General features: G+C 61.4%; 1 protein-coding gene. It reads right to left on the minus strand.

Translation table 11 applies throughout. The annotated features are described in order from the left end of the window. Positions 1 to 285: hypothetical protein (locus SB772_RS40100; protein ID WP_410838531.1), on the minus strand; the 285-nt coding region annotated here is incomplete at both ends.

The raw sequence follows: 285 nt of genomic DNA on the forward strand, positions 1-285 counted from the left end.
GCCGTCGTCGTCCCTTACCAGCGCATACAGCGAGGGACAGCCCGTTAGAATCTCGCGCGCAATCGCCAGTTCCCCACCGCCGCCTCGCCCGTCAACGGCCCACCAGAGGTCCAACCACTCCTGGGTTGGCTGCTCGGAAAGCTCAACGCTGTGTGCAGTGGGGAGGAGTGGCAGTGCGCCCACATCGCGGACCATGATCTTGGTTTCGGACTGCTTCGAGAAGCGTTGCCCATCCAAAACAGTATTGAGGGTGGCGCTCCGGGGATCGTCGAATACTTGGAAGAT

Source organism: Paraburkholderia sp. SIMBA_030, assembly GCF_046535245.1.
Lineage (GTDB): Bacteria > Pseudomonadota > Gammaproteobacteria > Burkholderiales > Burkholderiaceae > Paraburkholderia.